Raw genomic sequence first — 22,475 nt, 5'->3', positions numbered from 1 at the left:
CGGTGCGCGTCACCTTGTCGAGGCTGAGCTGCCAGCGGGAGTTCTGGCCGATCTGGACCGAGAAATCATGGTTCGGCTCTGCCTGCCATTCGAGGCGGGATTCAGCGGGCCGGCCTTCGGAGAACTGGCGATACCATTCGGTGCGCGCCGCCTGGGTTTCCGACAGGGTGGGAGCGTCCACACGCAATGCGTCAATACCCGCGCGCTCCTGCGCAACCGCAGGCAGCGTGAACGCCGCGGCAGCAAGGGCAAAGCAGAGGACGGTTTTCGCGTACATATCAACTCCCTCACTGAGGATAGTGAACCCGCGCGTTTAATGGAAGATTAACATTCTGATAAAGCGGCAAATTATAGCGATCGTGTGATTTCCACCACAATCCCGCGGCGGGAGTCGCGCGGGGCGGGAGACGCGGATGGCGCAAGCGCGCCGGTGGTGAGGCGTTCATCCCGCCAGCCGGCGGCGAGGCGCCAGCCTTCCTCCGGCGTGACGGCGAGGCCGGCCTGCCAGGCGCGCGAGTCGAGGCGGGCGAAATCATCCGAGGCTTCGGCATATTCGGCGATCAGGTCGAGGCGGCCAATGCTGCGGGCGGCGCTGACGCTCCAGGCGGTATAGTCGCCACTGCCGGCGGCGATGCCATTGTCGCTGGAGAGCCAGCTGGCCCCGGCGCGCCAGGGCCCCTGCTCCACCGAGGCGCCGGCTGACCATGTCTCGACCGCGCCATAGAGGCCGGGCTGGAGCGCATAGCCGACATCGGCGCGGCTCCAGCCGAGCGCGGCGCGCAGGCGCAGCCCGCTCTGCGGCAGGCGGCGGGAGAGGTTGAGGGCGAGTTCGACGACATTTTCGAGTTCCGGCACGATGCCGCCGGGGAGCGCATCTTCCAGATCGTCCTCGAAACTTTCGAGCGAGGCTTCCGGCGTGTAGCTGGCCCCGGCGCGCAGGCCGAGGATCCGGGGGCTGGCATAGCTGAGCTTGGACGCCGGGCCGGTGGGGTCGTTCTGCGTGCGCGCGATAAGGCGGCCGGTGGGGTCGAGATCCGGATTGACGAGGCCGGCAGCGCTGAAAAGCGCCGGGCCGCCTTCGAAGAAACGCACGCCGATGCCGTCATCAGAGCCGAGGCGGAGCTCGCCGTATCCGCCCTCTATATAGATGTAAGCATGATCGAGGCCGAAACGGGGAGAGCTGCCCTCGGCGGCGGGGCCGCGCCCGAGGCGGCTGAAGGCGCTGGGCGGCTCGGCGCCGCCCCCGGGCGGGCCGGGTGGCAGGAGGCCGCTGAAATCCGGACGGGCGGGATGATCGCGCAGGAATTCGGCCCCGGCGCTGAAACCGATGCCGGTGCCATTGTCGAAGACATAATTGGCGCTGAAACCCGCCGTTACGGCGAACTGGACCGGTTCACCGGCGAAGGGGGCGGCGATGAGGGCGCCGTCTGCCTCCCATTCGGTCTCCCAGCCGCCCGGATCATCCCAGATGTCCTGGGCGAGGCTGGCCGGGGCAAAGCCCGCAAGCGCGAGGAAGATCAGGACGGGGCGGGTCATCGGCGCGTCTCCTCTACAGCGGCCCAAGCGCAGAACCACACTGGCGAGGCCGGAACCCCCTTGTTATACACGCGCGGTCAACACTGTATTGCACGCGGAACATGCTCATGATCAAGCCGACCCTCGCCGCCGCCCTTGCCGGCCTGATGCTCGTTGCCGGATGCCAGTCTTCGGGCGGCGCCGCCGCCGAACGGCGCGCCGCGGCCCAGTCTGCGGGCGTTGCCAACCCCTTCCTCTGGCGCGCGACGCTGGACACGATGCAGGCCCTGCCGATCCAGAACACAGATCCTGTGGGCGGGCTGATCAATTATGACTGGCGCAGCTTTCCGGAAGCCCCGGGCGAGCGGATCAAGGCGACGGTATTCATCCTCGACTCGCGCCTGCGCGCGGACGGGGTGAAGGTGACGGTTTACCGGCAGGTCAATGAGGACGGCCAGTGGGTGGATGCGGGCGTGGACCCGGAGACGGCGATGCAGCTTGAAAACCGCATCCTTGACCGCGCGCGGCTGCTGCGCTCCTCGCAGCCCCGCTGAGCCCCTTCCCTCTCTTCCTCTTCTCCGACCCAGCCCGAGACTGACCCGACATGGCGACCCGTTACGATCCGCAGAGCGCGGAGCCCCGCTGGCGTGAGGCCTGGGCCCAGGCCGGAACCTTCCGCACACGGACACCCGCCGAGGCGCCCGGCGCGCCGAAGGCCTTCGTGCTGGAGATGTTTCCCTATCCGTCGGGCCGGCTGCATATGGGCCATGTGCGCAATTATGCGATGGGCGATGTCGTCGCCCGCCACAAGCGCGCCAAGGGATATAATGTGCTCCACCCGATGGGGTGGGATGCGTTCGGCCTGCCGGCGGAGAACGCCGCGATGGAGCGCGGCATCAATCCGGGCACCTGGACCTATGCCAATATCGAGGCGATGAAGGCGCAGTTCATGAAGCTGGGCCTGTCGCTCGACTGGTCCCGCGAGTTTGCGACCTGCGACCCGGACTATTACGGCGCGCAGCAGGCTCTGTTCCTGAAGATGCTGGACAAGGGCCTTGTCTATCGCAAGGCAGCCAAGGTGAACTGGGACCCGGTGGACAACACCGTGCTCGCCAATGAGCAGGTGGTGGATGGCCGGGGCTGGCGCTCCGGCGCGCTGGTCGAGCAGCGGGAGCTGACCCAGTGGTTCTTCCGGATCACGGCGTATGCGGATGACCTGCTGGAGGCGGTGCAGAAGCTGGACCGCTGGCCCGACAAGGTGCGCACGATGCAGGCGAACTGGATCGGGCGGTCGGAGGGGCTTGAGCTGAGCTTTGCGTTTGCGGGCGAGGCACCGGACGGCTTTGGCGACGGCATCGCCGTGTTCACGACGCGGCCGGATACGCTGTTCGGAGCGAGCTTCGTGGCGCTGTCGCCGGATCATCCGTTGACGGTTGAGCTGGCTGAGAAGTCCGCCGCGCTGAAGGAGTTCCGCGCGAAGTGCGCGCAGATCGGCACGAGCGAAGAGGCCATCGAGAAGGCCGAGAAGCTGGGCTTTGATACCGGCCTGACCGTGCAACATCCGTTCGAGGACGGACGGACGATTCCGGTCTGGGTCGCGAATTTCGTGCTGATGGGATATGGCACCGGGGCGATCTTCGGCTGCCCGGCGCATGACCAGCGCGACCTGGATTTTGCGCGCAAGTTCGGCCTTGGCGTTTATCCGGTGGTGCTGCCGCCGGGGGCAGACGCTGAGACATTCGAGGTCGGCGACGAGGCCTATACCGGGCCCGGACATATATATAAGTCAGGTTTCCTCGACGGGCTGTCGATTGATGAGGCCAAGCGCGCCGCGATCGAGCGGATCGAGACGGCAGGACAAGGCCGGGGCACAGTGAACTACCGGCTGCGCGACTGGGGCGTGTCGCGCCAGCGTTACTGGGGCTGCCCGATCCCGATCATTCATTGCGAGGATTGCGGCGCTGTGCCTGTTCCGCAGGCGGATCTTCCCGTGCGGCTGCCGGAGGATGTGAGCTTCGAAAAACCGGGTAATCCGCTGGAACATCATCCGAGCTGGAAACATGTCCCCTGCCCCAGCTGCGGCAAGCCTGCGCGGCGGGAAACCGATACGCTGGACACGTTCGTGGACAGCTCCTGGTATTATGCGCGGTTTGCGAGCGTGTCCGATCCGGCGGAGCGGGCCTACTGGCTGCCGGTGGACCAGTATATCGGCGGGGTGGAACATGCGGTGCTGCACCTGCTCTATGCGCGCTTCTTCACACGGGCGATGCGGGATGTGGGCGAAGTGGACCTGCCTTCGGGTGAGCCTTTTGCCGGCCTGTTCACGCAAGGCATGGTGACGCACGAAACGTATAAATCCGCAGACGGACGGTGGCTGGAGCCCGGCGCGGTCGAGAAGCGGGACGGCCAATGGATAGAGATCGCGAGCGGGCAGCTGGTCGAGGCCGGGCAGATCGAGAAGATGTCCAAGTCGAAGAAGAACACGGTCGATCCCGATGCCATTGTCGCGACCTATGGGGCGGATGTCGCGCGCTGGTTCGTGCTGTCGGATTCCCCGCCCGAGCGGGATGTTGAGTGGACGCAGGCCGGGGTGGACGGCGCGGCGCGCTTTGCCCAGCGGGTGTGGGCGATTGCCGATGCGCTGCCGGGCGGCGACCTGCCGGAGCCGGGATCGGATGAGGCCTCGGCCGCGCTGCGCAAGGTGAGCCACAAGGCGGCGGCGGCTGTGGACCGGGCGATCCAGGAATTCCGGTTCAACTCTGCGATTGCGACCATCCATGAATGGGTGAACGCGCTGAAGAAATCCGAAGGCGACGCGGCGACCACTGGCGCGCGGGCCGAAGGGGCGCGGATGCTGGCGGTGTGCCTCGTGCCGTTCATGCCGCACCTTGCGGAAAGCTGCTGGGAGCGGCTGGGCGGGGCGGGTCTTGCCTCCGAAGCGGCCTGGCCGGTCAGCGATCCGGCTCTGACGACCGAAGATACGGTGACGCTGGCTGTGCAGGTGAACGGTAAGCGCCGGGGCGAGATGACGCTGGCGAAGGACACGCCGAAGGACGCGGTGGAAGCCGCCGCCCTTGCCCTGCCCGAGGCGGCGCCGTTCCTGGCAGGCCTCAGCGTGAAGAAAATCATTGTTGTGCCGGGCCGGATCGTGAATATCGTGGCCGCATGAGACAGCTTCTCGCGCTCCTGCTTTTCGCTTTTGTGGCGGCCTGCGGATTCCAGCCGGTCTATGCGCCGTCTGGCGGGGCGTTTGTCAGCGCCGGAAAGATCGAGGTCGCGCCTATCTCTGGCCGCGAGGGCCACATGCTGCGCCGGGCGCTGCTGCAGGAACTGGCCGCCGGCCTGCCGGGCATCGAGGAGCCGGTGACGCTGACCGTAAGCCTGAACAGCAACCTCTCCCGCCTCAGGCTTCAGCCGGATGGCGCGGCCTCGCGCTCCAGCGTGCGGGCGAATGGCAATTACCGGCTGCAGGGCTCCGGCACCAACCTGCGCGGGCGAGTCGAGGTGGAGACAGGCTTCCTGGTTCCGGACTCGCCCTATGGCGATATCGCGGCGCAGACCTCTGCTTCTGACCGGGCGATGCGCCTTCTGGCGAAACAGATCGCGGATGATATCCGCATGAAACTCGCAGCCTCCTGATGTTGCTGAAGGGACGCGCGGCGGAACGTTTCGCCCGGCGCCCGGAGGAGGATGTCTGGGCCGCGCTGATCTTCGGCGAAGATGAGGGTCTGGTGGCCGATACCGGCGCAGCGCTGATGGCGGCCTGGGGCGGCAAGGCGGGCCTCGAGGTGACACCGCTGGATGAGGACGCCGTGCGCAAGGACCCGGCGCTGCTGTTTGATGCGCTGGAGGCGGTCTCGCTGCTTGGCGATGCGCGGGGGGTGCGGCTGCGCACATCCGGGGACAAGCTGGCGGGGCTGATCGGCGAGGTGATCGCGGCGGGCGATGCTGACCCCCGCCGGTTTGCCGCAAAGTTTGTGATCGAGGCCGGGACGTTGCCGACGAAATCGAAACTGCGGGCAGCGGCCGAGGGCGCGGCGCGCACGGCCTGCCTGCAACTCTACACCGAGGAGGCCGGCGATGTGGCCGAACGGGTCAAGGCCGCGCTGCTGGCCGATGGCATCGTGATCGACCCGCCGGCGCTGGCGGCTTTTGTCGGCGAGCTTCCCGGGCACCGGGCACTTGCGAATGCGGAAATCGAGAAGCTGGCGCTGTATGGCCGGGGACTTGGACGGCCGCTCAGCCTTGAGGACATCCGGACGCTGTCGGCGACCGAGGCGGAGGCGGAAGTTTCCTCCGCGATCCGCGCGGCGCTGGGCGGGGACGCCGGGGCAGCGCAGTGCGCGCTCGACCGGCTGGCGGCGAATGGCACGGGCGGGATCACCATCCTGCGCTCGCTGCAGTTTGAAGTGGTCCGTATGCTGAGCGCGCATGAGAAGATGGCCGCCGGCGACAGCAATCCGGGGCGGAGCCTTCGCCCGCCGGTTTGGCAGGATGAATGGCCGGCCTTCCGGGCGCGGCTTGGGCGCTGGCCGGTGCGGCGGCTGATGCGCGTGATGGAGCGAATCCATGCCGCCGAGCGCCAGGCGAAGCTGTCGGGCGCGGCGGGGGAGCCAGCCATCCGTATGCTGATTAACGATCTGGCAAGGGTTGCGGCGAGCGCGGCCTGAGCGCCTTTGCAGGGTTCGGGGTCCCTGCCCTTCCGCTCGCGGATGATCCGCCTGCGGAACGTACCTGCCCTATTCCGGCTGGCGGCGCTTGGCGGTCAGGCGGCGGCAGACATCGTCAAGCTGCTCAAGATCGCGGTAGCGGATGCGCAGCTCGCCGCCATTCGGGCCGTGGCGGATATCGACATTGAGACCGAGATTGCGGCTGATTTCCGCTTCGAGGGCCTCGGTGTCGATCGGCTTGAAGCCGGGATTGGCCGCGGTTGAGGTGGCCGTACCGGGACCGGCGGCGCGCGCCTCGCGGGCCTTGGCCTCGACCTCGCGAACGCTGAGGCCCTTCTCCACGGCGAGCAGGATCAGCGCCTCCGGGTCTGCGGCGCCGAGGGCGGCGCGGGCATGGCCGGCGCTGATGCGCCCTTCCCGAACATGGGCGCGGGCGCGTTCGGGCAGTTGCAGCAGGCGGAGCGTGTTGGCGATATGGGCGCGGCTTTTGCCGACGCCGGAGGCGAGGCTTTCCTGGGTGCGCCCGAACCGCTTCATCAGCGCGTCATAGGCTTCAGCCTCCTCGATGGGATTGAGGTCCGAGCGCTGGACGTTCTCGATGATGCCGATTTCGAGGAGTTCGAGTTCGTCGGCATTGCGGATGACGGCGGGGATCGCGCTGAGGCCAGCGAGACGCGCGGCGCGCCAGCGGCGCTCGCCCGCGATGATCTGGTACTTGCCCGGCTCTTTCGGATCCGGCCGCACCAGGATTGGCTGGAGGACGCCCTTGGTCTTCAGAGACTCGGCGAGCTCCCGCAGGCTCTCCTCGGAGAAGGTACGGCGGGGCTGGGCCGGGTTGCGGCGGATATGGTCGAGCGGGATATCGTTCGGCGCGGCGGCGGGTACCGGGAGCGCGGCGATGCCGTCTGCTGCCGGCTGGCCGGCCGCGGAAGGTGCGCTCGGCGCCGGGCGCTGGTTCATCGCCTCGACCTCGCCGATCAGGGCGGAAAGGCCCCGGCCGAGGCGGCTGCGCCCGCTTCTGTCTTCTGCCGGATCGCTCATGCCACCCTCGCCCGCTCGCGCTGGAGCACTTCGGAGGCGAGGCGAATATAAGCCTCGCTGCCTGGGCAGCGGTAGTCATAGAGGAGCGCCGGCTTGCCAAAGGACGGGGCCTCGGACAGGCGGACATTGCGCGGGATGACCGTGTTGTAGACCTTCGAGCCGAAGAAGGAGCGCACTTCGTTCGCGACCTGGTCGGACAGGCTGTTGCGCCGGTCGTACATGGTGAGGACGACGCCCTGGATCTCGAGGGTCGGGTTGAGGCCGGCGCGGACCACTTCCACGGTGCGCAGGAGCTGGCTCAGGCCTTCGAGGGCGAGGAACTCGCACTGGAGCGGGACGAGAAGCGCATCCGCCGCAGTCATCGCATTGACCGTGAGGGCCGAGAGCGAGGGCGGGCAATCGATCAGGACATAGTCATACTTCACGAGGCCGCCGGATTCTGCGCGGTCGATATAGGCGTGGATGCCTTCGCGCAGCCGGTAAGACCGGCGGGGGTCGTTCGCGAGCTCGGTCTCGACCCCGGAGAGGTTTTCATCGCCCGGGACGATATCGAGGCGCGGGACGATGGTGGAGAGCACCGCCTCCTCCATCGGCACGCGGTCGACCACAAGGTCATAAGAGGTCATCAACCGCTCGGCGCGGGAGATGCCGAGACCGGTGGAGGCGTTGCCCTGGGCATCGAAGTCGATGATGAGGACGCGGCGGCCGACGGCGGCGAGTGCTGTGCCAAGATTGATCGAGGTCGTTGTCTTGCCGACACCGCCCTTCTGATTCACCACGGCAAGTATCCTGGGCCTAGTCATGACGACGAGCGACCTCCCTGACTTTCAAAATGACGCCTGACCCACCAATGCGACTTGGAATCGCTTCATAAGCGAAATTCCACCTTTGCCGGGCCTGCGTCAATTCTTCTTTCCAGCGTTCGCCCTTGAGGAAAAGCCCTGACGCGCCTTTGGTCAACCAGGGCGCGGCGTAGTCCAGAAGTTCGGGCATGGGCGCGAAGGCCCGGGCGGTGACAAGATCGGCCTTGATCGCCGGGGCAGATTCGATGCGGCCCTGCCAGACAGCGGCGGGAAGACCGGCGGCTTCAATGGCGGCGCGGAGGAAGGCGCACTTCTTCCCGACGCTCTCCATCAGGGTGACATGACCCGCCGGCCGGGCGGCGGCGATGATGAGGCCGGGAAAGCCGGCGCCGGAGCCGAGGTCCACGACGCGCGCGGTGTCCGGGATGTGGTCCAGCAGTTGCCAGGAGTCCGCGACATGGCGGGTCCAGATGCGGGGCCATTCTTTCGGGCCGATCAGATTCGAGCGCTGACGCCACACATCGAGCTCGGCAATGACCCGGTCGAGGGTCTCCAATGTTTCACGTGAAACATTGGCCGCGGCGAGGAAGGCCGCGCGGTCGGCGCAAAGGTCCATGGATCAGCCCGTCCGCTGGAGGCGGCGGACATGGCCGAGCAGCGCGGTGAGCGCGCCGGGCGTGACGCCTTCGATCCGTGCCGCCTGTCCGAGGGTGAGCGGCTGGACGGCCTTGAGCTTCTGACGGACCTCGTTCGAGAGGCCGCCGATCCGGTCATAGTCCAGATCGGCCGGAAGGCTCAGCGCCTCGTCACGGCGGAGGGCGGCAACGTCTTCGGCCTGGCGGTCGAGATAGGCGGCGTAGAGCGCTTCGGTCTCGAGTTGCGGGATCAAGGCGTCCGGCACATCAGCGAGCTCTGGCCAAGCGGCGAGGAGGTGGTGGAAGGTGATCTCTTTATAAGAGAGGTACTCCCAGCCAGAGCGGACGCGGCCATCCTGGTTGACGGTCCAACCGAGCTTGGCGGCGGCAGCGGGGCTGAGGGTGAAGGTTTTCAGCCGCTCTCGGGCAGATTCGAGGGCCCGATGTTTCACGTGAAACATTTTGGCGCGTGTTTCACCGACAACACCGGCTTCGATACCACGCGGGGTAAGGCGCTGGTCGGCATTGTCGGCGCGGAGCGCGAGGCGGTATTCGGCGCGGGAGGTGAACATGCGATAGGGCTCGGTGACGCCCCGGGTGACGAGGTCGTCGATCAGGACGCCGATATAGGCTTCGGCCCGGTCGAAAATCACGGGGTCTTTCCCGGCGGCGGCGCGGGCCGCATTGAGGCCGGCCATCAGGCCCTGGGCGCCGGCTTCCTCATAGCCGGTCGTGCCGTTGATCTGGCCGGCAAGATAAAGGCCGGGCAGCGCCTTTACTTCGAGGGTCGGGGTCAGCGCGCGCGGATCGACATAGTCGTATTCGATGGCATAGGCGTGCTGGAGGATCACGACATCCTCAAGGCCCGGAATGGTGCGGATGAAAAGCTCCTGGATATCTTCCGGGAGCGAGGTGGAGATGCCGTTCGGATAGACTGTAGGGTCGTCGAGACCTTCGGGCTCCAGGAAGACCTGATGGCGGTCGCGGTCGCCGAAACGGTGGACCTTGTCTTCGATGGAGGGACAGTAGCGCGGACCACGCCCGGCGATGGCGCCGGAATAAACCGCCGACTGGCCCATATGCGCCTCGATGATCGAATGGGTTTCCGGCGTCGTCCAGGTGATGCCGCACTCGACCTGCGGGACGGTGATCTCCGAAGTGAGGAAGGAAAACGGGATAGGCTGCTCATCCGCCGGCTGCATTTCGAGCCGGTCCCAATGGATGGTGCGGCCATCAAGGCGGGCGGGGGTGCCGGTCTTGAGACGGCCCATCGGGAGGCCGAGAGCGTAGAGCCGGTCCGACAGGCCAATAGCCGGGGCCTCGCCAATGCGGCCGGCGGGGATGCGCTTCGCGCCGATATGGATGACGCCCTTCAGGAAGGTGCCGGTGGTCAGCACGACCCGGTCTGCCTGGTAGGACGCGCCGGTCAGTCCGGTCACTCCTCGGACCGATCCGTCCTCGATGACGAGGTCTTCCGCGCCATCCTCGATCAGGGTGAGATTGGGATAATCTGCGAGTTCGGCCTGCATCGCCTGGCGGTAGAGCTTGCGGTCGATCTGCGAGCGGGGGCCCCAGACGGCGGGACCCTTGGAGCGGTTCAGCATCCGGAACTGGATGCCGGACTTGTCGGCGAGCCGCCCCATCAGGCCGTCGAGCGCATCAATCTCGCGGACGAGGTGGCCCTTGCCGAGACCGCCGATGGCGGGATTGCAGCTCATCTCGCCAATGGTCGAGAGCTTGTGGGTGATGAGGGCGGTGCGCGCGCCAGTGCGGGCGGAAGCGGCCGCAGCTTCGCAGCCGGCATGTCCGCCGCCAATCACGATCACGTCGAAGTCGCGGGCCTCGCCCATTAACCAAGCCTTAAATGCTGCCAGAGGCGGCTATATAACGCTGGAGGCCCTCAAACCCTAGGGGTCATTTGCCGATGCAGAAGGCGGAGAAGACCGCGCCGAGGACATCCTCCACATCCACCCGGCCGAGCAGGGCGGAGAGGTGGCGGGCGGCGAGGCGGAGGTCCTCCGCCACGAGTTCGAACCCGTCTCCGGCCTCAAGGGTCGCGAGGGCCGAGGCCAGCGCGGCGCGGCCCTGGAGGAGGCGCTCGCGGTGGCGGAGGCGCGTGATGACCGGCGCTTCGACGGCGGCGGCGCGGGCGGTGATCCGGGCGGCGATGTCGGCTTCGAGGGCGGCGAGACCTTCGCCGGTGAGGGCGGAGATGATGTGATCGGCGCACGCAGCGGCGGGCGCGGAGAGGTCTGACTTGCTGAGGACGGTCAGAATCTCCGCGCCGAATGGCAGGGGAGGGGGGGGCTCGGGCGGGGCCGAGCCGTCGATCAGGTGGATGACGAGGTCGGCTTCGGCGGCGGTGCGGATCGCGCGGCGCACGCCTTCGGCTTCGATCTCGTCAGAGGTTTCGCGCAGGCCGGCAGTGTCTGCGAACCAGACCACCTGGCCGCCCAGGGTGCGGCGGATCTCGATCACGTCGCGGGTCGTGCCTGGGGTGGCAGTGACGATGGCGGCCTCACGGCCGGCGAGGCGGTTGAGCAGGGTGGACTTGCCGGCATTCGGCGCGCCGAGGATGGCAACGCGGAAGCCTTCGCGGATGCGCTCGCCGATGCCGCCATCGCCAAGGGCGGTGTCGATTTCGGCGATGAGGGCGGAGAGTTTGTCGCGCAGGGGCGCGGAGGCTTCCGGCGAGACATCGCCTTCATCCGGGAAGTCGACCATCACTTCGACGAGGGCGAGGAGGCCAGTCAGGTCATCGCGCCAGGAGGCATAGGTGGCGGAGAGGCCGCCGGACACCTGGCGGAGGGCCTGGGCTTTCTGGCCGTCGGTTTCGGCTTCGATCAGGTCGGCGATGCCTTCGGCCTGGGCGAGGTCCAGCTTGCCGGCCTCGAAGGCGCGGCGGGTGAACTCTCCGGGTTCGGCCAGGCGCACGCCGGGCAGGGCCGTCAGGACGCGCAGGGCATGATCCACCACCGCGCGCCCGCCATGCAGGTAAAGCTCAAGCGTATCCTCGCCCGTATAGGAGGCGGGCCCCTTTGCGTAGAGGGCGATGCCCTGATCGATCGGGGCGCCGGTTTCGTCATATATATAGGTGAGCGCGGCGCGGCGGGCATCTGGCAGTCCAGATGCCAATAGTTTACCGGCGATATCGGTCACTGCGGGACCGGAGATCCGGATGACCGCGATGGCAGACGGCGGCGGGCCGGAGGCGAGGGCGCAGATCGTGTCGCGCGCGCGCATGGCCCGCCTGTCAGTTCTTCATGGCTTCGAAGAATTCGTCATTCGTCTTCGTCTGCCGCAGCTTGTCGAGCAGGAAGTCGACCGCGTCGTTCGCGCCCATGGGCCCGAGGATACGGCGCAGGATGTAGATCTTCGCCAGCTGGTCGCCGGGGGTGATCAGCTCTTCCTTCCGCGTGCCGGACTTCATGATGTCGATGGCCGGGAAGGTGCGCTTGTCGGCAATCTTCCGGTCGAGGACGACTTCGGAGTTACCCGTGCCTTTGAACTCTTCGAAGATGACCTCGTCCATCCGGCTGCCAGTATCGATCAGGGCGGTGGCGACAATCGTCAGCGAGCCGCCATTCTCGACGTTCCGGGCGGCACCGAAAAAACGCTTCGGGCGCTGGAGGGCGTTGGCGTCCACACCGCCGGTCAGGACCTTGCCGGAAGAGGGAACGGTGGTGTTGTAGGCGCGGCCGAGGCGGGTGATCGAGTCGAGCAGGATGACGACATCGCGCTTGTGCTCGACGAGGCGCTTGGCCTTCTCGATCACCATTTCGGCGACCTGGACGTGGCGTGTGGCGGGCTCGTCAAAGGTCGAGGCGACGACTTCGCCTTTCACCGTGCGGCGCATGTCGGTGACTTCTTCTGGGCGCTCATCGATCAGGAGGACGATGAGATAGCATTCGGGATGGTTCTCTTCGATGGCCGCCGCGATGTTCTGCATCAGGACCGTCTTGCCGGTGCGCGGCGGGGCGACGATCAGGGCGCGCTGGCCCTTGCCGATGGGGGCGACGATGTCGATGACCCGGCCGGAACGGTCCTTCTTGGTCGGATCGCGGCTCTCCATCTTGAGGCGCTTTTCCGGATAGAGGGGTGTCAGGTTGTCGAAGTGGACCTTCTTGTTGGCCTTCTCCGGTTCCTCGAAATTGATACGGCTGACATCGGTCAGCGCAAAGTAGCGCTCCGAATCCTGCGGGGCGACGATGGGGCCCTCAACCGTGTCGCCGGTGCGGATGTTGGCCTTCTTCAGCACTTCGGGGCTGACATAGATGTCGTCCGGGCCGGGCAGGTAGTTCGACTCCGGCGAGCGGAGGAAGCCGAACCCGTCGGTGAGAACTTCCAGAACGCCCTGACCGGTGATTTCGACTTCGCTGTCGGCGAGCTCCTTGAGGATCGCGAACAGCATGTCCTGCGTCCGCATCGAGGAGGCATTTTCGATCTCGAGCTCCTCGGCATAGGCGAGGAGTTCTTCGGGCGATTTCGCCTTCAGTTCGCGCAGGGTCACGCTGGTCAGGTTGTCGAGCATCGAGGAGGCCATGCGGGGGGTGTCCGGGCTGGGGCAGGGAGTATGGGGGGACCGGGCGAACGGGATCGCGCGCGCCAAAGGACTTGGGCAGCCAGTACGCGCTTATCGGCTGAAAGGGGCGGCTGCGTCAAGCGATTCTGGCGGCGGCGCTTCAGAAGGGCTTGAGGATGGCGAGCAGAACAACGCCGATCATCAGGAGGAAGGGCACTTCGTTCAACATCCTGAGCCGCCGCGCCTCGACCGTGCCGGTGACTGCATCGACGCGTTTGCCGAGAACCGAGAAGTAGCCATACATCCCACTGAGTACGGTCACGAGCAGGAGCTTGGCGTGCATCCAGCCCTGGCTGAGCAGGCCGGGATTGAGCGCCAGCATGGTCAGGCCAAGGGCCCAGACGAGGAGCAGGCTCGGGGTCAGGATGATCCGCTTCAGCCGGGCAGAGGCATCCATCATCGTATCGAACAGGGCTTCGCCCGGGCGGCTCGAAAGCTGGTGGATCTTGTAGCGGGGATAGATGAGCAGGCCCGCCATGAGCGCAATCACGAAAATGATGTGCGCCGCCTTGATCCAGAGATACAGCATACCCGCCCCGTTACCGCCCGTTCGTGCTTGTCACTGTGCGTCAGTGAACGGCTTCTTTTATGCGCTGACCGGCGACCTGTTCAATGGCGGCTTGCGGGCAGCCGGCCCAGCCTGCCGGGCAGAGCCGTCCGCCGCCGCAGGAGCGGATCTCACCCTTCATGCCGAGTGCGGCGGTGACCTCGCCGGCAAGGGTGCGGATGAAGCCCGGATGAGTGCCGAGGGCCTCGACACGGGTATAGCTTGCCGCGCCATGTTCCTCGGCAATCTCGCGGTATTCCTCGCCGAGTTCGACGAGGGTTTCGATATGTTCGGAGACGAAGGCGATGGGCGCGATCAGGATGTGGCGGCCTTCGGAGGCGGCGCGCTCGACTTCTGCTTCGGTGGCCGGCCCGATCCATTTGAGGGGACCGACGCGAGACTGGTAGCAGACTGTCACGTCCCAGTCGGCGGGCACGCGGCCCTTCACCATCTCGGCAAGCGTTTCGCACTGCCATTGATAGGGGTCGCCCGCGCGGATGACACTTTCGGGCAGACCGTGAGCAGAAAGGAGCAGTGAGACCTTGTCCGGTCGGCCGGCGCGGTCATAGGCCTCCATGATCCGGTCGACATGGGCGGAAACGAACTGTTCCTCGAACGGGTAGCAGCAGACCGTGCGGGCCTTGCCTTTCCAGGCGCTGTTCCAGGCGGAGAGGGAGGAACCGGTCGTGGTGGTGGAGAATTGGGGATAGAGCGGCAGCAGGACGACTTCGTCGGCGCCCCAGTTTTTCACTTCAGCGGCGGCCTCTTCGGTGAAGGGGTGCCAGTAGCGCATGGCGATGAAGCAACGGACCGTGTCTCCCGGCAGGCGGCGGGCGAGTTCGGTTTCCAGCGCGGCGGCCTGCTTCTCCGTTTCCGGGAGGAGGGGAGAGCCGCCACCGGCATCCATCATGGCATAGTTCTTCTGCACGTTCGGCGCGCGGGTGCGCGAGATGAGCCGCGCAAGCAGCCAGCGCACAGGCAGCGGCGCGCGGATGATGGCCGGGTCGCGGAACAGGTTCTTCAGGAATGGCTGGACGGATTCGGCCTTGTCCGGCCCCCCCAGATTGAACAGCACAACAGCAATCCGGCGGCCCATGACGCGACTTCACTCCGTTCTGATTAGCTCCAGCACACGCTCGACATGCGCAATCGGTGTCTCCGGGCGGATGCCGTGACCGAGATTGAAGATATGGGGCCGGCCGCGATAAGCGTCCAGCAACTCCCTCACCCGTGCGTCAAGACGCCCGCCCCCTTCGATCAGGAGCAGGGGATCGAGATGGCCCTGTACGGGGAAGTCGGCCGGCAGGGTCGCGTTGACAAAGGTCGGGCCGGCGGCCGTATCGAGGCCGACGCCTGTTACGCCGGTCGCGTGGACATATTCCGGGAGCATCACCCCGGCGCCGCGCGGGAAACCGATGATCGGCACCGTAATGCCCATCTCCCGCAGGCGCGCTACCAGCTTTGCCGTCGGGCGGATGATGACTTCGCGGAAGATGTTGTCCGGCAGGCCCTCGGCCCAGCTGTCGAACAGCATCAGCGCATCGGCGCCAGCCTCGACCTGGCGGGCGAGGTAATGCGCGGTTGCCTCGCTGATGAGATCCATCGCAGCGGCCAGATCGTCAGGGCGGCCATGCGCCCAGCGCCAGGCGAGGGATTTGTCGGTCTTGCCCCGGCCTTCGACAGCGTAGAGACCCACCGTCCAGGGCGATCCGGCGAAACCGATCAGGGTTGTCTCCGGCGGGAGGGCCGCACGCACGCGCGAGACCGTTTCATAGACCGGGGACAGCCGGTCCGCAGCGGCCTGCGGCGGGGTGCGGTCGAGGTCAGAGGGCGAGGCGATCTGCTCGACCACCGGGCCTTCACCTTTCTCGAAAGCCACGCCGAGGCCCATCGCATCAAGGATGAGGAGGATGTCGGCAAACAGGATTGCCCCGTCCATGCCATAGCGGCGGATAGGCTGGAGCGTTGCTTCTGCGGCGAGGGACGGCGTGTAGCAGAAGTCGAGGAAGTCCCGGGCCCGGGCGCGGGTTTCAAGGTATTCAGGCAGGTGGCGGCCCGCCTGGCGCATCATCCATACCGGAGGAGGCTTAACCACCTTGCCGGAGAGAACCTCGAGAATTTTTTTTCCTGCCACTGCCACCCGGATCCCCTTTAATCATCAGATTCATGCCCTTCAGGGCCTTATGTTTATTACCCTGCGGGATTCCGGAAGATCGCGTCAATGACCGGTTTGTCCAGAAGGACTCACAGCCATTTCACAGATCAGCCCCGGATTAACCGGGTGTTAACTATCGCGGCGAGTCAATGGTTAACGCGCGGTAAACGCCCCAGCGGGACTCACAGGCCGGAACGTCTCGTGACTCTGCAGGGGTGGGAATCGGCCAGCTGTGAGTCGATTGTGGATTGGTGTGGACACAGCGGAATTCCACATTCATCCCACACCCCTTGTGCAAGAAGGCGCGAGCCTGCAAGACAAGGCCCGTGACCCAGCAACCGACCCGGCCCAGCATTTATTTCAACGTGCACCTTGTCTCCGACAGTACGGGCGAGACACTGAATGCGCTGCAACGGGCTGCCTGCGCGCAGTTCGAGAATGTGCACCCGTTGGAGCATAATTATTACCTGGTCCGATCCGAACGCCAGCTCGACCGGGTGATGAAGGAGATCGAGGCGGCGCCCGGCGTCGTGTGGTTCACGATTTCCGATGCCGCGCTGCGCTCGCGCCTCGAAGCCTTCTGCCGGGAGCGGGGGATTCCGACCCTGCCGGTGCTCGACCCGTCAATTGCGATGCTGAGCCGCCATCTCGGGATTGCGCCGAACAACCGGGTGGCTGGCCAGCACGCGCTCGACGAGGATTACTTCGAGCGGATGGAGGCGATCAATTTCACGCTCGCCCATGATGACGGCCAGAACATGGATACGCTGATCGGCGCGGATGTGATCCTGCTGGGGGTCAGCCGCACGTCCAAGACGCCGACCTGTGTGTACCTGGCGAACCGGAAGGTCCGGGCCGGAAACATTCCACTGGTGCCGGGCGTGCCGCTGCCGGATTTCATGGAGAAGCTGGACGCAACCGGGCCGCTGGTCGTCGGGCTGAAGATATCTGCCGAGCGGCTGGTGCAGATCCGCCGGCAGAGACTGATTTCGCTGAACCATGATGATCTCGCCGATTATGCCGACGAGGAAGCCGTGCGCGACGAGATCACCCAGGCGAACCGCCTGTTCCAGCGCAACAAGTGGAAGACGATTGATGTCTCGCGCCGCTCGGTGGAGGAGACGGCAGCTGCGATCCTGAACCTGCTGCACGAGCGCTGGAGCCAGCACCCATGAGCCCGGCCCTGACGCTGGCGAGCGGCAGCAAGAGCCGGCGCGCCCTGCTGGCAGCTGCCGGCGTAGAAGCCGAGGCAGTGGCGCCGAACGTTGATGAAGCCTCGTTCCGGGATGCAATGCGGGCGGAGGGCATTTCCGTGCGCGACCAGGCCATGCGGCTGGCGGAACTGAAGGCGATGCGGGTCTCTGCGCGTCGGCCGGGCCTCGTCATCGGGGGCGACCAGATGCTGGCGCTCGGCGGAACCGCCTTCGACAAGCCGGTGGACCTTGAGGCAGCCAAAGCCCACTTGCGCGCCCTGTCGGGCAAAACCCATACGCTGGAGACCGCCATCGTCATCTGCGAGGAGGGCGCGCCCATCTGGCGTCACCTCGCCCGGCCGAAGCTGACGATGCGTCCGCTGACGGATGAATTCATAGAGGATTATGTGGCGCGTTGCGGCGACAGCCTGCTCTCCACGGTCGGCGCCTATCAGCTCGAAGGGCTTGGCGCGCAATTGTTCACGCGCATCGAAGGCGACTATTTCTCGATCCTCGGTCTACCGCTGCTGCCGCTGCTCGATTATCTCCGTATCCGGAAGGTCATTCCCATATGAAACTGCTGCTTGGTGTTGCCGGCGATCCGGTCACCCATTCCCTGTCACCCTTCATCCATAATGGCTGGCTGCGCGACAACCGCATTGATGCGGTCTATTCCGCTTTCGAGATCAAGGCCGGTGAACTGCCCGAAGGCCTGCGCACACTGGCAGGGCAGGGGGTGCGCGGGCTGAACATAACCCTGCCGCACAAGATCGAGGCGCTGAAGCTCGCGGCGCGGGCAAGTGAAAAGGCCCGGCGCATCGGCGCTGCCAACCTGATGATCCTTGAGGAAGATGGCACCTGGTCGGCTGGCAACACCGATGCACCGGGATTTGCGCTGACGCTCGATTATGGCGGCATACAAGTGGCAGGCCGCAGCGTGTTCGTGCTCGGCGCCGGTGGATCGGCGCGGGCAGTTGCGGCGGTTCTGGCAGACCGCGGCGCGCGTCTGACCATCTGTAACCGGACGGTGGACAATGCGCAGGCGCTTGCCCGGGCAATTGCTCCGCAGGCAGAGGTTCACAATCTCGAGGAAGGACTGGCGCGCCTCGGCAATGCCGCGCTGGTGGTGAACACCCTCAGCACCGGCCATTCCGGCGGAGGCTTTGAGCTGCCAGAGTCGGGCGGCGGTGTGTTCTATGACATCAGCTATGGCCGGGGCGCGGCGACCGCGCTGGCGGAAGCGACCCGCAAGGGCTGGCGGCGGCTGGACGGGCTCGGCATGTTGGTGGCGCAGGCGGCGATCAGCTTCCGCGCCTGGTTCGGTCTGATGCCGGACATGGCCGAGGCCCATGCGCGCTGCCGGGCATTAGTTGAGGCGACGTCATGATCATCCTTGGGCTGACGGGCTCCATCGGGATGGGCAAGTCGGCGACGGCTGCGCTGTTCCGGGATCACGGCGTGCCGGTGTATGATGCGGATGCGGCAGTCCATGCGCTCTATGCCGAGGGCGGGGCGGCGGTTGCGCCCATCGAGGACGCCTTTCCGGGCGTTGCCGAAGGCGGAGCTGTTGATCGGCAGAAACTGCGCGCGCGGGTGCTGGATGATGCAGCCGCCATGAAGCAGCTGGAAGCTATCGTGCATCCGCTGGCGGGCGAGGCGCAGCTCGATTTCCGCCGCAAGGCGAAGGACGCCGGGGCTGCCTTTGCCGTGCTGGACATTCCGCTGCTGTTCGAGACGGGCGGCAACCGGCATTGCAACTACGTGCTCGTCGTGTCTGCGCCGCCGGACGTGCAGCGGGCGCGGGTGCTCGCGCGGCCCGGCATGACGGCGGAAGCCTTCGAGGCGATCCTGGCGCGGCAGCTTCCGGACGCCGACAAGCGCGCTCGGGCGGATTTCATCGTGTCGACGGCGCACGGTTTCAGCTTTGCGCGCGACCAGGTTCGGGCCATCATCGCGCTCATGAACCGAATCGCGCGCGGAGAGACGGAATGACAGAACGCATCCGGGAAATCGCTTTCGACACCGAAACGACAGGCTTCAATTTTGACCAGGACGACCGGGTGATCGAGCTCGGCGCGGTCGAGATGATCAATCACATCCCGACCGGGCGGACATTTCGCCGCCTGATCAATCCGGCCCGCTCGGTGCCCGAAGTCGTTACGAAGATCACCGGCATCCGCGAAGAGGACCTGATCGGAAAGCCCTTCTTTGACGATCCGGACGTGGTGGATGCCTTCCTCGAATTCATCGGCGATGCGACGATCGTGGCGCATAATGCCAAGTTCGACCGGGGTTTCCTGAACATGGAACTCACCCGCTGCGGGCGTGCGATCATTCCGGAGGAGCGCTGGGTCGATACGGTCACCATCGCGCGCCAGCGCTTTCCGGGGGCGCCGGCCAGTCTCGATGCCTTGTGCAAACGCTTCGATATCTCGCTCGAGAGCCGTACCTTCCACGGCGCCCTGCTCGACAGCCAGCTGCTGGCGGCGGTTTACCTGGAACTTCTGGGCGGGCGCGCGCGCGCCTTCAGTTTCGAGGAAGCCATCGGTGAGGCGGGCGCGGCCCGGCCTCCCGCCCGTCAGAGGCCGCAGCCGCTCGGGCCGGCGCTGACGGAAGAAGAGGCGGCCGCCCATGCCGCCTTCATCGCCGGGCTGGGCCCGAACGCGATCTGGAACGCGGCAGCTAAACCTTAGCATATCGGGCTGATCCAGAGGATCAGCCCGATCTTCAAGGTCATTGAATTGTCGCGGCGTTTTCCCGAAAACCGGTTCCCACTTTTCGGAGCGCCGCTTTAGGCGTTGCCGGCCGGGCCATTGGCGGCGGCGGCAAGGTCAGCGGCGCGGCGATACTGGGCCTGGTACAGCGCCACGAAATCGACCGGATCGATCAGCAGGGGCGGGAAGCCGCCCTCGCGCGTGATTTCGGCGATGATCCGGCGCGCGAACGGGAATAGCAGGCGCGGACACTCGATCAGCAGCATCGCCTCGACCTGGTTGTCCGGCACGTTCTGCAGCTGGAAGAGGCCAGCATAGTCGAGCTCGCTGATGAACAGCACGGTCTCGCCGGCAACCGCCTTCGCGGAGAGTTTCAGTGAGACCTCGAACAGCCCGTTGCCGTCAACATGCGGGGCGGCGCCCACATCAATCCCGAGATCAATGTTTGGCTGGCCCTGAACCGGGGGATGGCCCGGATTCTCGAATGACAGGTCCTTGACGTACTGGCCAAGCACCCGGAGGCTCGGCACCTGCGGCGGTTGATTGCCCGATCCGGGGTTTTCCGGCGCACTTGTATCTGTCATTACTCACCTCTGTTCTCGAAGCCCGCGCCTAGCATGCGGCCCGGCGCCGCGCAACGCATGGGGTGGCAAGCCCTGCAAGGCGGCCCTATGTGTGCGAAGGAAGATTGATGACGAAGGATCACGCCTGAACCATGTCGAATCCGGTGATTGAAGTCCTGATCCTGGCAGCTGTTGCGCTGTTCGTGCTCTGGCGCCTGTATATGGCGCTGGGCCGGGGCGGCGATGAAGGGCCAATGCACCGGCCTGCGCCCACGGCTGAGCAGCGTACGGCAGGCAGCGAACCGGCTGCGCCGGCGCCGCGCCGCGTGGACAATGAGCGCCCTGTCTTCACCGGGCCGGCCGCGGGCGGGCTGGAAGACATCTACAATGCCGACCTGTCTTTCCGGACCGAGGATTTCATGCGCGGCGCCAAGGCTGCCTACCAGATGATCGTCGCGGCCTATGCGCGCGGTGATCGCACCGCGCTGCGCCCGCTGCTCGACGATGATGTATTCGAGGCATGGGACGCATCCATCACTCAGCGGGAAACGGAAGGCGTGCAGCCCTTCGAACTCTTGCGCATCAAGAAGACCGAAATCGACCGGGCAGAACTCGACGGCGAAATTGCCCGCATTTCCGTGCGGTATGAGGCCGAACTCGGCGATGGTGAGACGACGCGCATTGCCCGCGAGATCTGGACCTTCAAGCGCGATGTCAGCACGGGCGATCCGAACTGGCTGCTTGATGATGTGGATGTCGCCTCCTGAGGCAGCGCCGCAAGAATGTTCATATGACATTTTAACCGGACTGGCGGCATAACAGGGGCCATGCGCCTGACCCGTCTGATTGCCACTGCCAGTTTGCTGATTGCGGCTGCGTGCCAGAGTACGCCGCCGCCCGTCGCGCCGCCGCACGGGACTGCCCCGCCGCCCGTGCCGGGGCTGATCCATCCGCCGCCGGCCTCCACCCCTGCGACCTATCACGACCTGCCGGGCTGGCACAGCGCGCGGCTCGCGCCCGCGCTGGAGGCTTTCCGGCGGACGTGCGACCGCTTCACCCGGCGGGCCTGGGATGCGCCGCTGTCGCAAAGCGCGCCCTGGGCCGGGACGGCCGAAGATTGGGCGCCGGCCTGCGCCTCGCTGAGCGGGCCGCTGGATGATGCCTCAGCCCGGCGGGTGATTGAGTCGCTGTTCGTGCCGGTGGAGATCATCGACAATGAAGGCCGCCCGCGCTTCACCGGCTATTTCGAGCCGACCTATCAGGCGCGCCGCGCGCCGGAGCCGGGCTTCACCGAACCCGTGATGGCGCTGCCGCCTGATTTTGTGGCCAATGGCAACGCGCCGCTGCAGCGCCTGCCGAACGGGACCACACGCCCCTATCCGCCCCGCGCAGAGATCACCGAGAGGGGCGGCAGCGCGATTGCCTGGGCGCACCCCTCGGATGTGTTCTTCCTGCAGATCCAGGGCTCCGGCCGGCTGATCTTCCCGGACGGGACGACGATGCGGGCGGGCTATGCCGCGCATAATGGCCAGCCGTTTCGTTCAGTCGCCAACTGGCTGATCGAAACAGGCCGCATCACGCGGGGCGAAGGCTCGATGCAAGGCATCCGCGCGTGGATGGACCGCTCATCGCTGGCCGAAGTGCGCCAGGCGATGAACATCAATCCGCGCTTTGTGTTCTTCCAGGCGCTGCCCGAGGGCGACCCCACGCTCGGGCCGGTCGGAGCGCATAATGTGCCGCTGACTGCGCTGGGCTCGATGGCGGTGGACCCGGCCTTCCATGCGCTCGGCGTGCCGATGTTTGTCGAGACGACGGCGCCGGGGCTTGGCGGGCGCTGGTCGGGGCTGATGATTGCGCAGGATACCGGCGGGGCGATCAAGGGCCCGGTGCGCGGCGATATCTACTTCGGTACCGGGGATGATGCGGGCAACCGCGCGGGCACGATGAATGCGCCGGGCCGCCTCTGGGTGCTTCTGCCGCGCGCGGTGGCCAACCGTCTTTATCGCAGCCGGCCCGTCGCGGCGGTTACCGGCCCGCCGGGCGAAGGCTGAGCGGGC

At 66.2% G+C, this 22,475-nt stretch carries 23 protein-coding genes; 11 read left to right on the top strand and 12 right to left on the bottom strand.

Annotated features, from left to right (window positions below; all coding sequences use genetic code 11):
- The coding region (locus tag ACK4SV_RS13470) for a hypothetical protein (protein ID WP_409918357.1) at positions 1-277 on the bottom strand (277 nt) is incomplete at its 3' end.
- Between the two features lie 71 nt (positions 278-348).
- A complete protein-coding gene (locus tag ACK4SV_RS13465; RefSeq protein ID WP_409918356.1) occupies positions 349-1,536 on the bottom strand; it encodes a porin in 1,188 nt (395 codons plus the stop codon).
- Between the two features lie 107 nt (positions 1,537-1,643).
- On the opposite strand from ACK4SV_RS13465, the gene ACK4SV_RS13460 reads away from it, so the two are divergent.
- The 4 genes from ACK4SV_RS13460 to holA are packed head-to-tail and all read left to right on the top strand — an operon-like array spanning position 1,644 to position 6,185.
- On the top strand, positions 1,644-2,069 hold the full coding sequence (locus ACK4SV_RS13460; RefSeq protein ID WP_409918355.1) for a DUF3576 domain-containing protein: 426 nt from the start codon (positions 1,644-1,646) through the stop codon (positions 2,067-2,069).
- Between the two features lie 50 nt (positions 2,070-2,119).
- A complete protein-coding gene (gene leuS, locus ACK4SV_RS13455; RefSeq protein WP_409918354.1) occupies positions 2,120-4,684 on the top strand; it encodes a leucine--tRNA ligase in 2,565 nt (854 codons plus the stop codon).
- Positions 4,681-5,154, top strand: coding sequence for an LPS assembly lipoprotein LptE (gene lptE / locus ACK4SV_RS13450; protein ID WP_409918353.1), 474 nt, complete (start codon positions 4,681-4,683; stop codon positions 5,152-5,154). Before leuS ends, lptE begins: the two co-directional genes overlap by 4 nt.
- Positions 5,154-6,185: a DNA polymerase III subunit delta gene (gene holA / locus ACK4SV_RS13445; RefSeq protein ID WP_409918352.1), complete on the top strand. Its 1,032-nt coding sequence runs from the start codon at positions 5,154-5,156 to the stop codon at positions 6,183-6,185. The genes lptE and holA overlap by 1 nt, the downstream gene beginning before the upstream one ends.
- 69 nt (positions 6,186-6,254) lie before the next feature.
- On the opposite strand, the gene ACK4SV_RS13440 is transcribed toward holA, so the two are convergent.
- The 9 genes from ACK4SV_RS13440 to hemE all read right to left on the bottom strand — a co-directional run bounded on the left by ACK4SV_RS13440 (position 6,255) and on the right by hemE (position 15,933).
- Positions 6,255-7,226 carry a ParB/RepB/Spo0J family partition protein gene (locus ACK4SV_RS13440; RefSeq protein WP_409918351.1) on the bottom strand — a complete coding sequence of 324 codons (972 nt, stop codon included), beginning with the start codon at positions 7,224-7,226 and terminating at the stop codon, positions 6,255-6,257.
- A complete protein-coding gene (locus tag ACK4SV_RS13435) occupies positions 7,223-8,029 on the bottom strand; it encodes a ParA family protein (protein WP_409918350.1) in 807 nt (268 codons plus the stop codon). The genes ACK4SV_RS13440 and ACK4SV_RS13435 overlap by 4 nt, the downstream gene beginning before the upstream one ends.
- Positions 8,022-8,645, bottom strand: a complete 624-nt coding sequence (gene rsmG / locus ACK4SV_RS13430) for a 16S rRNA (guanine(527)-N(7))-methyltransferase RsmG (protein ID WP_409918349.1) — start codon at positions 8,643-8,645, stop codon at positions 8,022-8,024. Before rsmG ends, ACK4SV_RS13435 begins: the two co-directional genes overlap by 8 nt.
- Before the next feature lie 3 nt (positions 8,646-8,648).
- Complete coding sequence (gene mnmG / locus ACK4SV_RS13425; RefSeq protein ID WP_409918348.1) at positions 8,649-10,514, bottom strand: tRNA uridine-5-carboxymethylaminomethyl(34) synthesis enzyme MnmG; 1,866 nt, start codon at positions 10,512-10,514, stop codon at positions 8,649-8,651.
- A 64-nt stretch (positions 10,515-10,578) separates the two neighbouring features.
- Positions 10,579-11,907 carry a tRNA uridine-5-carboxymethylaminomethyl(34) synthesis GTPase MnmE gene (mnmE, locus tag ACK4SV_RS13420; protein ID WP_409918347.1) on the bottom strand — a complete coding sequence of 443 codons (1,329 nt, stop codon included), beginning with the start codon at positions 11,905-11,907 and terminating at the stop codon, positions 10,579-10,581.
- Between the two features lie 10 nt (positions 11,908-11,917).
- Positions 11,918-13,207 (bottom strand): transcription termination factor Rho, encoded by a 1,290-nt coding sequence (gene rho, locus ACK4SV_RS13415; RefSeq protein ID WP_409918346.1) that lies wholly within the window; start codon positions 13,205-13,207, stop codon positions 11,918-11,920.
- A gap of 139 nt (positions 13,208-13,346) precedes the next feature.
- Positions 13,347-13,775, bottom strand: coding sequence for a CopD family protein (locus tag ACK4SV_RS13410; RefSeq protein ID WP_409918345.1), 429 nt, complete (start codon positions 13,773-13,775; stop codon positions 13,347-13,349).
- A gap of 40 nt (positions 13,776-13,815) precedes the next feature.
- Positions 13,816-14,889, bottom strand: a complete 1,074-nt coding sequence (gene hemH, locus ACK4SV_RS13405; protein WP_409918344.1) for a ferrochelatase — start codon at positions 14,887-14,889, stop codon at positions 13,816-13,818.
- A gap of 9 nt (positions 14,890-14,898) precedes the next feature.
- Positions 14,899-15,933 (bottom strand): uroporphyrinogen decarboxylase, encoded by a 1,035-nt coding sequence (hemE, locus tag ACK4SV_RS13400; RefSeq protein ID WP_409918343.1) that lies wholly within the window; start codon positions 15,931-15,933, stop codon positions 14,899-14,901.
- Between the two features lie 341 nt (positions 15,934-16,274).
- On the opposite strand from hemE, the gene ACK4SV_RS13395 reads away from it, so the two are divergent.
- From ACK4SV_RS13395 to dnaQ, 5 genes are read left to right on the top strand one after another with little or no spacing between them, the layout of a single operon-like run.
- Entirely contained in the window at positions 16,275-17,123 is an 849-nt protein-coding gene (locus tag ACK4SV_RS13395) for a pyruvate, water dikinase regulatory protein (RefSeq protein WP_409918342.1), read from the top strand.
- Positions 17,120-17,716 carry a Maf family protein gene (locus ACK4SV_RS13390; RefSeq protein ID WP_409918341.1) on the top strand — a complete coding sequence of 199 codons (597 nt, stop codon included), beginning with the start codon at positions 17,120-17,122 and terminating at the stop codon, positions 17,714-17,716. Before ACK4SV_RS13395 ends, ACK4SV_RS13390 begins: the two co-directional genes overlap by 4 nt.
- Entirely contained in the window at positions 17,713-18,528 is an 816-nt protein-coding gene (aroE, locus tag ACK4SV_RS13385; RefSeq protein WP_409918340.1) for a shikimate dehydrogenase, read from the top strand. The genes ACK4SV_RS13390 and aroE overlap by 4 nt, the downstream gene beginning before the upstream one ends.
- A complete protein-coding gene (gene coaE / locus ACK4SV_RS13380) occupies positions 18,525-19,133 on the top strand; it encodes a dephospho-CoA kinase (protein WP_409918339.1) in 609 nt (202 codons plus the stop codon). The genes aroE and coaE overlap by 4 nt, the downstream gene beginning before the upstream one ends.
- Complete coding sequence (gene dnaQ / locus ACK4SV_RS13375; RefSeq protein WP_409918338.1) at positions 19,130-19,834, top strand: DNA polymerase III subunit epsilon; 705 nt, start codon at positions 19,130-19,132, stop codon at positions 19,832-19,834. Before coaE ends, dnaQ begins: the two co-directional genes overlap by 4 nt.
- A gap of 98 nt (positions 19,835-19,932) precedes the next feature.
- Here dnaQ and secB read toward each other — a convergent pair whose 3' ends face one another.
- Entirely contained in the window at positions 19,933-20,439 is a 507-nt protein-coding gene (gene secB, locus ACK4SV_RS13370; RefSeq protein WP_409918337.1) for a protein-export chaperone SecB, read from the bottom strand.
- 131 nt (positions 20,440-20,570) lie between these two features.
- Between secB and ACK4SV_RS13365 the strand changes: the two genes are divergently transcribed.
- The gene (locus ACK4SV_RS13365; protein ID WP_409918336.1) at positions 20,571-21,185 is read left to right on the top strand and encodes a Tim44/TimA family putative adaptor protein; all 615 of its coding nucleotides are present in this window, start codon (positions 20,571-20,573) and stop codon (positions 21,183-21,185) included.
- A 60-nt stretch (positions 21,186-21,245) separates the two neighbouring features.
- Positions 21,246-22,469 carry a murein transglycosylase A gene (locus ACK4SV_RS13360; protein WP_409918335.1) on the top strand — a complete coding sequence of 408 codons (1,224 nt, stop codon included), beginning with the start codon at positions 21,246-21,248 and terminating at the stop codon, positions 22,467-22,469.
- Positions 22,470-22,475: the final 6 nt, after the last annotated feature.

Source organism: Hyphomonas sp. (assembly GCF_046313735.1).
GTDB lineage: Bacteria > Pseudomonadota > Alphaproteobacteria > Caulobacterales > Hyphomonadaceae > Hyphomonas.
This window is presented reverse-complemented; position numbering and strand designations above follow the sequence as displayed.